This window comes from Candidatus Polarisedimenticolia bacterium (genome assembly GCA_036001465.1).
In the GTDB taxonomy this organism is placed as follows: domain Bacteria; phylum Acidobacteriota; class Polarisedimenticolia; order Gp22-AA2; family Gp22-AA2; genus Gp22-AA3.
In genome coordinates this window covers 1-9,024 of sequence record DASYUH010000111.1, presented here as the reverse complement: position 1 = coordinate 9,024, position 9,024 = coordinate 1, and the positions used below count along the sequence as shown (strand labels likewise).

The 9,024-nt window shown below is 69.1% G+C and carries 2 protein-coding genes; both read right to left on the bottom strand.

What is annotated here, in order from left to right; translation table 11 throughout:
• Positions 1–265: 265 nt before the first annotated feature.
• Positions 266–2,509, bottom strand: coding sequence for a tetratricopeptide repeat protein (locus VGV60_18605; GenBank protein ID HEV8703288.1), 2,244 nt, complete (start codon positions 2,507–2,509; stop codon positions 266–268).
• A gap of 131 nt (positions 2,510–2,640) precedes the next feature.
• The gene (locus VGV60_18600) at positions 2,641–9,000 is read right to left on the bottom strand and encodes a thrombospondin type 3 repeat-containing protein (protein ID HEV8703287.1); all 6,360 of its coding nucleotides are present in this window, start codon (positions 8,998–9,000) and stop codon (positions 2,641–2,643) included.
• Between the last annotated feature and the right edge of the window lie 24 nt (positions 9,001–9,024).

Below are 9,024 nucleotides of genomic sequence, written 5' to 3'. Positions count from 1 at the left end.
CACCGAGCCCTGGAGCTGGCCCCGCACCCTGGCCCGGCGCCTGTTCCCGGCCCGGGAGACCCTCCCCAGGGCATGGCGCGACCTCTACCGACGAGACTGGCTCACCCCCGTGCTCCCCTCCAACACCCGTCACCGACTCATTCACGCCAACTGACTCCCGAACCCCGACGCGGACGTCGCCACTTTTGCTCCCAACGAAGCCAGTGAGATTCGATCGGTCCGCTCCGCGGACCACCAGAAGACCTACAAGCTTCGCACCACCATGCTAGTCTTCCGTGCCCGCTCCTCTGAACGGCCGCCCGGCCAGGTAGTCGCGACGCCGCCTCGCGATGGCGGCCGCCAGATCGTTCTCTCCCGTCGCCGCCGCGAGTCGACCCGCCTCCTCCGCGAGGGCCGCCGCTTCCGCGGACCGCCCGGTCTCCGCCAGAGCGGCCGCCAGGGCATCGAGGGCGCGCGGATCCTTTCGAGCGGTCGCCTCGACGGCGCGCCGGGCCAGGCCGAGCGCCTCCCGGCCGTTCCGGATGCGGGGATCGCCGGCGGTCGCGAGGAGGAACGCCAGGCGGGACAAAAGGCCGGCGTTCGCCCGGTTCTTTGCGACTCCGTCACGCAGCGACCGGAGGGCGCCGGCCTCGTCACCCCGTGCCAGGAGCGCCTTCGCCAGGTTGGAGGCGGCCGCGGGTTCCCGGGGATCGATCCGCAGGGCCTCGAGGAGATCCTTCTCCGCTTCGTCCCGCCGCCCCAGCCTCAGGAGGACCGCCCCGCGGCTGGCGTGCGCCGTGGCGCTGTCCGCCTGAAGCGCCACCGCCTTGTCGAGGCGGGCCAGGGCCTCGTCGAGGCGCCCGGCCAGGGCCAGCAGGCCGCCGGCGTTGGCGTGCGCCTGCGCCCCGGCCGGCCAGGCGGCCACCGCCTGATCGTAGCGCCGGAGCGCCTCGTCGCGCCGCCCCATCGCCGCCAGGAGATCGCCCAGGGCGAGCAGGATGCGGGCGTTTCCCGGCGCCACGTCGGCTGCGCGCTCGAGGCTCGCGCGCGCCGCATCGAGCCGGCCGCGCGACTGCAGGGTCAGACCGAGCTGAAAATGTGGCTCCGGCTGCGCCGGGTCGGTCGCCGCGACCGCCTTCTCAAGGAGGGGGAGGCCACGGGCGACATCCACTCCGTCGAGGAGGCTCGCGACCCCGAGGGCGAGATTGCCGGTCGGCCCGTCCGGGATCTCCTCGGGCCGATAGAACACGATCGGCCCTCTGTAGGCCTCGGCCGCTTCCCGGCGCGGCGCAAGCCGGTCCTGAGCCGGCGGATGGTGGCGGCGGATGAGGTGATCGGTCATGACCACGTGCACCACGTCGTCGGTCCGGCGGGGCGGCATGTGGCAGGAGACGCAATCCGGCGTCCCTCGCGGCCTCCCGCCCTCGCCACGGTCCGCGCCATGCGCCGCGCTTCGCGCCGGCCCGCATTCCTCCAGGTGGTGGCAGCCCAGGCATTTCGACGCATAGTGCTCCGCCGGCCGCTCCGGACGTCGATGCGGATCGTGGCAGGTGGTGCAGGTCATCCGGCCGGCGCTGGCCTTGAAGCAGGCCGACTGGCGCAGCCTGTACGCCTGATGGGCGATCTCGAACTTGTCGGCGCGCCCGGCGGAAGCCGGGTGATCGAAGTGCCACTGGTAGCCTGCCAGATCCTCTCCCGGCCGGAACGAGAAGACCCCCCGCCCGAAGACCACGAGCCCGTTCCAGCCGGCGCTGCTCGTGGTCTCGAGATGGCACTGCATGCAGATGTCCATCTGGCGGTCCGGAGGGAGCCGTGCCGGATTGACGATGCTCCGCCTCACTTCGGTAAACGGGGCGGCGCGGTCACGCGCCAGATCGACGTGCCGCTGCCCCGGGCCGTGACAGCGCTGGCAATCGATCCCGGCCGGCAGGTCCCGCGGGTAGAGCTGCGGGGCGATCGGCGAGTCCGTCCCCCGCGGCAAGGCCGGATAGCCGTTGTGGCAGAACAGACAGGCGTACGGGACCGGGCGGAAGAAGTCCGGCTGGTCCGCCCGGTCGAATCCCGGGCTCATCCCCCAGCCTCGGTCGCGGGCGTACCAGGAGACCGGCAGCTCGGTCATCTCACCGGTCGGGCTCAGGTGGAGGTAGGAGCGGGCATGGCGCCCCGACCCCACGACGAAGGTGGCCTCCCGGTCGAAGACGCGGACCGGGCGACCCCGCTCGTCGCGCTCGGAGCGCCTCTGGATGAAGCGCCCCCCCTCGTTCCGCATCTCGTAGACGTATCCCGAGGGCGGGTGCTCGATGCGGTTGGCGCGGGCGTCCCCCTGGACCGCGTCCTCCGGGCCCGCCCGGCGAAGGGATTGCGCCATGGCCACCGAGCGGTAGCTCGAGGCGATGTCGCGGTGGCAGCCGCCGCAGGAGTCCGGGGCGGCATAGCCTGCGGTCGTGAGCTCCCCGCCGGCCGGGGGGGGCTGGGGGTCCCGGCGCGGCGCGTCGACGCAGGAGCCCAGACTGAAAATCGTCAGGGCCACGCCCGTGTATCGCCAGGTCATGTCCCGGACTTTAGCAGGGCTCGCAAGAAAAAGGGGAGGCTCCTTGCGGAGCCCCCCCATTCTTCAGCGAAGGGAGCCACCCGGATCGGCGGACCCCTCTCCGGCCGGGCCTACGGGCAGACCGGGGCCAGAGGCCTCAGCGTCCCGTCGCCGCGCCTGCCGAGCGCCGCCTGCGCGCCCGGCGTGAGCGGATTGTGCCCGACCAGGAAGTACAGCATCGAGTTCGCCGCGGGCTGCAACGAAGTGGTGATCTGCACGTTCGTGCCCGGGGCGCCGTTGGCCAGGAAGCAGGACATCGTCGTGAGGGACCCCAGGGAGTTGTCGGGCGTCCCCGCCGTGGTGGACAGGCCATCGTCCGCCTGCGCGCCGCGGTAGGCCTCGAAGCCGGACACCGCGGGTGTCTGGACGCGCGACGGCCAGGCCACGGTCGTCACGCCGGTCGCGAGGCTGTGCGACAGCGACAGGAAGATGTCGTTGCCGTCGCCGGTGAACACCTGGAGGGCGTTGCTGTTCGAGGCCGTGGCGGTGGCGCTGCTCGTGCACGTGAGATCGACGCTGCAGCGCGCCTGCACCCGGTAGACCGCGTCCGCCGATGGATTGTCGGCGAACGTCGCCACCGAGGACCAGTCCTGGACGACGACGTTGTCCTTGAAGAAGCGGAACTGCGTGCCGCCGCCGACGCAGCCGCCCGGGTTGGTCGTGCCGGTGGCCGAGAAGGTGACCTTTTCGCCGGTCACCGTCACGCCGTCCTCGACCGCCTGCGCCGTCGTCAGGGCGACGTTGTAGCCGCTGTCCCCCAAGGTGTTGTCGCACGCCTTGGTCGGGCAGAGGCCGCCGGCCGCCGGTTTGGTGTCCGGCAGGTTCGAGTTCTGGCGCTGAATGGCACCGGTGATGGCGATGTTATCCACGTACCAGCCCTCGTCATCCGTCGTGCCGACCCAGGTGCCGACTTCGTCGTAGGACGAGCTGCAGCAGTCGAATTCCCAGGCCGAGGCGATCCAGCGGATACGGACCCTCTGGCCGAGGTAGTTGCTGAGGTTGAACCTGCTCTGCACCCAGAGGGCGCCGGTCGAGGGGGCGACCGACCCGGTGACGCCGTTCTCGCACTGCCACGTTGTGGTCGTGTCGCGCGCGTTGCCGCAATGCGACCAGATGCCCGCCGGGTAGCACATCGTCTCGTGGACTCCGCGCGGCGCCGGCGGCGCCGTGCCGGTGTCGGTCGGCGTCAAGTTGCAGTACGTCGGCGACGTCCCGAAGGCGGACCAGATGTAGGCGATGTGATCGTAGACGTTCTCGAACGCCGCGAGCTTGTCCCAGAGGCCCCACGTGTCGACGTTCGGATCTCCGTTCAGATCGATCTGGATGTGCACGTCGCCGAAGTCGTTCGCCTGTCCCGGAGGCAGGTTGTAGGAGTTGTTGTCCATCATCGAGGCGATGTGGTAGAACGACAGCTCCATGTCGCCTATGCCGGGCTGACGCGTCAGGTTGATCGGGTTGGTCATGAACGCCGCCAGCTGCCGGAAGCGCGTGGTGTCCAAGATCCGGTTGTTCAGATCCAGGTGGTAGCCCCAGTGCAGCGAGTTGCTGCCGTCATAGGCCAGGCCGTCGTTGACCGGGGTCTGGTGCGGCGCCGAGTTCGGGCAGGTCGCCGTCGAGCCCGGCGGGCAGTGGATGTGCCAGTCCATGTCGTTGTCCGGGTCGATGATGCACCCCGGATCGGCGGGTGGAATGTTGAACCCGGCGCAGCCGACGGCGGAAATGACGTTGATGCCGCCGGGGGCGGTCGAGACCCAGACGCCGATCGTGTCGTTCAGGACGCCCGGCGTGTTCTGCGCGCAGTGCGTCGGGTTCGGATCGGTCGCCGTCGGCAGGACCTGGCACCGGCTGTCGAGGCTGAACAGGCCGTCGCCGTTTCTGTCCCTGTCGAAATTCTCCGCGATGGTGCCGTCATCGGTCGTGCCGGGGAGGCCGTCCGGACCGACGACCTTCGGCGGGACGGCGCCGGTAGGCAGATCGAGGTCGAGGCCGAGCTGGAGGGGCACATTGATTGCGGTGCCCGTCACCTCGTTGCTCGACAGCGTCACGAAGAAATCCCCCTTGACCGGGTCGGGCCCGCTCGTGGAGTTGACGGACGCGGGAATGATGAACTCGAACTCGCCGGCCCCCGCAGGCGTGTTGATGTCCGCCCTCAGGGTATCGACGGCCTCATTGGGCTGTATCGACGGGATCAAGATCGTGCTCTTGGTGAGGCAGCCGATGTCGCTGTCGGACGTGCCCAGGATCAGGTTCACGCCCGTCAGGGGGATGGCGCTGTTGTTCTTCACGACCACCGACATCCGCACGATCTCGCCGCTGTCCGCAAAGCCATCGTGGTCGCCGTTCAGGTCATGGACGGTTTTTCCCAGGATGAGGATCTGCGGAAGGAGCAGTTTCTTGCACGACATGGTCGAGTTGAACGTGATCGCGTCGTCCGGGATCCCGTTGTTGTCGTCGTCCACGGTCTGCGGCGGGTCGCACACGTCCCCGCGGCCGTCCTGGTCGGTGTCGAGCTGGTGCGTGCTCCCGGGAATGATCGCCGGATTGGGGATGCCGGGACAGTTGTCGATGCTGTCCGTGATGCTGTCCCCGTCGGCGTCGTCCTCGATCGTGCCGCACGCGCCGTCGTTGACGAGCCCCGTCCTGTGGCAGGTATCCGGCACGAAGTTCCCGCAGGTCGTCCCTCCGCCGCCGCAGTCCTGGTTGACGTAGCACGGTTTCGTCGGGGCGTTGCTGCAGAAACCGACATTCGGGCACGGGATGGTCGCGGAGCACGCGGTCTCGTTGACCAGCTCGCACGATCCGAGCGTCAGGGTCTGCGGGCGCGGATTGGCGCAGTCGCCGTCGCAGGCATCGCCTATGCCGTCGCCGTCGGAATCGGTCTGTGACGGGTTGGCGGTGCGCACGCATTTGTCCAGACGATCCTGCACGCCGTCACCGTCCCGGTCGCCCGTGCCGAAGCAGGCCTCGCCTTTCGTCGTGCCGGCGGTGCTCGCCGGCACCTGCACCGGGTTGTAGACGTCGGGGCAGTTGTCGACGCCGTTGACCCGCCCGTCGAAGTCGATGTCGTCGAAGTCGCAGGTGTCCCCCACGCCGTCGGCGTCCGAATCGAGCTGGCTCGAATTGGCCACGCCGGGGCAGTTGTCGCACAGGTTCCCGACGCCGTCGGCGTCGCCGTCCAGCTGGACTCCGCCGACCGGCGGGTTGTAGTCGAACGGGCAGTTGTCGGGCGGCGCCGGAATCCCGTCGTTGTCCAGGTTGCTGAACGAGTTCTCGCCCACCGCATTGTCGCCGTCGCCGTCGCACTCGGGGTCGAGGTAGTAGAACGTCATGTTCGAGTCGCCGACGCCCGCCACGAGAACGCTCGGGTTGTCGAACAGCGTCCCGATGACGACGTTGCCGCGGAACAGCCCGGGCTGTCCGGCCACGGCCGGAATGGAGAACGACTTGCGCGGGTGCAGGGCCTGCACGACGCCGGTCGGCACCGTGATGTTGTCCGAGTCGGTGACGCCGAACACCGTGACGCTCGGCTGCGCGGAGCGGCGCGGATCGTTGACGGTGATCTCGATCGTCTCGTTGCACTCGTACACATTGAGGCGGTCGACCACGAGCGTGGCGCAGGGCTGGCCGCCCGGCTGGCCGGCGCCGCCGAAACGGCTGCAGGCCGCCGCATGCGCCGGCACGAAGGCGCTCTCGTCCACCGGATGCACCTCGTCCCATTCCAGGACCGGGTCATCGAAGCCGACGCCGTAGTCGGTGACGTTGGAGCCATTCTCCTGGGCGTAGAAGCCGAGACCGAGCTGCCAGCGGTTCTTGGCCTCTCCCGGAGAGAACGCGCCCTGCGGCTCGTTCTGGCCCGGGCCGAGGCTCATGGTGATGAGGCCGTCTTCGTAGTCCAGGAGGCTCATGTCGAAGTTGCGCTCCGGACCGGCCACCGTGTTCACCTCCAGCGTGCACGTCCCGCCGCCGGGGCAGGCCGGGGCCACGGACGAGCACTGGGTCCCCGGAGCGCTGCCGCCGGTGCACACGCCGGGAGCCCCGGACGCGGTGTGCCGCGGGAACGGCGTGACGTCGGGCAGGCCGAACGGGATCGGGCTCGAGCTGTTCGGGTTCGAATCCTGGGTAAACCCGGTGAAACCCTTCTCGTCGCCGTTGATCACGCGGTTCGCGGCGAACGACCCGTCCGGGTCATCCAGGAGGCCAAAGGTATGCTGAAACACCGAGCTCTTCGGATCGATCCCGTTGGAGTACTGCTGGAACACCGCGATCGAATAGGGGTCCGGGAAGCGCGGGTAAAGGTACATGCACAGCAGGCAATTCCTGGCGTCGCTGTCGATGTCGTTATCCAGGTCGATGCTGCCCCCCGCGTAGTCGTGCGTCTGGATGTTCATGTTGAACCCCATCCGCTGGAACTCCACGGTGTACGGGAAGAGGCGCGCGTCGGGAACCTGGTGCACCTTCGCGATGATCGGCGAGGTCAGGACGTCGAAGTAGATTTCCTGGAAGTTGGGGGTCGTCGGATCGTTGGGATAAGGATAGTTCTCGCAGGCATTGGCGTTGGCGTTCGGCGTGGCCGGGTCGCCGTCGCCGGTGTGCCACATGCCGGCGCCGCCGTTCTGGAACCATGCCGCGCCCACTGGGCTCTCGTTGCGCGCCGTCTGGAAGCCGCAGATGCCGGTGTGGAACGCGCAGGCTCCGCCCGTGCCGCAGTCCGCGGTGGCGAAGCACTGCTTCCCCGGGGTCGGCCCGCCCGAGCAGACGCCGCCCCCCTTATACTCCCAGACCGGGTTGGCGCTGATGCCGCCCGGCTTGCTGAAGCTGTTGCGCAGCGGGAACCAGCCGCCGTCTCCCGAGTCGAAGTTCCAGGGAACCTTGTCGCCGGCGGACGGGCCGGAAGCGAACGCCAGAATCCCGCGGTCCAGCCGGCCGTTCGGAATCACGTCCTCGCCCGGGTCGAGGGTGCCGTTGTCGTTCAGGTCCTCTCCCAGGGTGTTGGCGACCTTGCTGTTCGACGTGCCCACGACGAACATGCTCGAGAAGGTGATGTCTTCATCGGGGAAGAACACGCCCTTGAACGGATCGATCGCGTCGGCCTTGTCGATCTGGAGGTTGCGGTTGTAGTCGCGCACTTCGCGGCCGCCCGCCGGGAAGTCGGTCGAGTAGTGCAGCGCCTCGGGGTCGGCGTTGATCACGTGGCTGAAGGTAAATGTGGTGCGCGACAGCCGCACGCCCCGCGCCTTGCCGTCGAGCTGCATGACCAGGTCCACCTTGCGGTTGGCGACCGTCAGGGCGTTCGCCGCCGCGCCGTCCACGAAGATCGAGAAGGTGATGCCGGTCCTCTGGCCGCCGGGGATCCGGCCGAGCGACTTCGGGGAGTCGAGGACGCGAATGGCCGCCGCCCCCGCCCCGACCGGCGTGAGGGACACCACGACGTCGTTCAGGTCGTCGGCTCGCTCGAAGTTCTGCATGGCGATCGAGTAGGACAGGCGCTCGTTGGCATCGAGGAACTGGTCACCGTCGCACCCGCCGCCGATGAACGCCGCCGGGTTGGCCTTCCCGTTGACATCGATCGCGCCTCCGATGACGTTGGGCGTGCACTGGAACCGGGCGCGCGACTCCGCATTGCGCGGCGAGTCGGTGTAGGTCAGAACGAGCGTCTGCCCATTGTCCCCCTCGAGGACTCCGTTGTACTTCACCGCCGGCGATCCCAGCCGCACCGGCAGGGACGCCGAAACGAAGGTCCCGCCGCCCGCGCTGGTGAAGGCGACCCCCTTCTCCTCGTCCAGGACCGCTCCCGCCGCGTTCACCACCTGGAAGAGCGAGTCGGCGCTGACCGAGCCCGTTGTCGCGGTGCCCGTGTCCAGAACCGTCGCGACGAGGGAGTCGGAGCAGGAATACTGGAACTTGTTCAGGCGCGCGGTGGACGACGCCAGGGCGTGCGAGGTCCCGTTCCAGGTCTGCGACTGGCCGGCGGCCATCACCGGCCCGGCGATCACCAGGGCGAATGGCTGGCCGCCCGCGTCGAGCAGACCGTCGCCGTCCGTGTCGAGCTCGGTGGAATCCCGGCGGCCGCTGAGGTTCGTGTCCTCGTTGGCGCCGTTGATCATGGTGATCTGGCCGGCCGTGGCGCCGCCGCCGCCCCGCTTCACCCGCACCTTCCAGGTGCCGGTCACGAGCTGGTTGCCGTTGTTCGCCATGTCCGGGTCGAGGAACGTCGAAAGATGCACGGCCTCGATGGTGTTCTTGATGTCGTGCACCGCCGCCTGGGCCGCCGGGCGGGACTGCGCCCACTGCCCGACCGGGAAGGCCCCGCCGCTGATGTAGACGTTGCCGTCGTACACGACGTTGTCTCCGGGGGTTCCGATCAGGCCGTCCGGTCCCGGCGATTCGAGCTCCAGGTCGAGGTCGTTGATCAGCGCGCCGCCGCCGTTCACGCCGCCCACGGGGCTCGGCGGGTC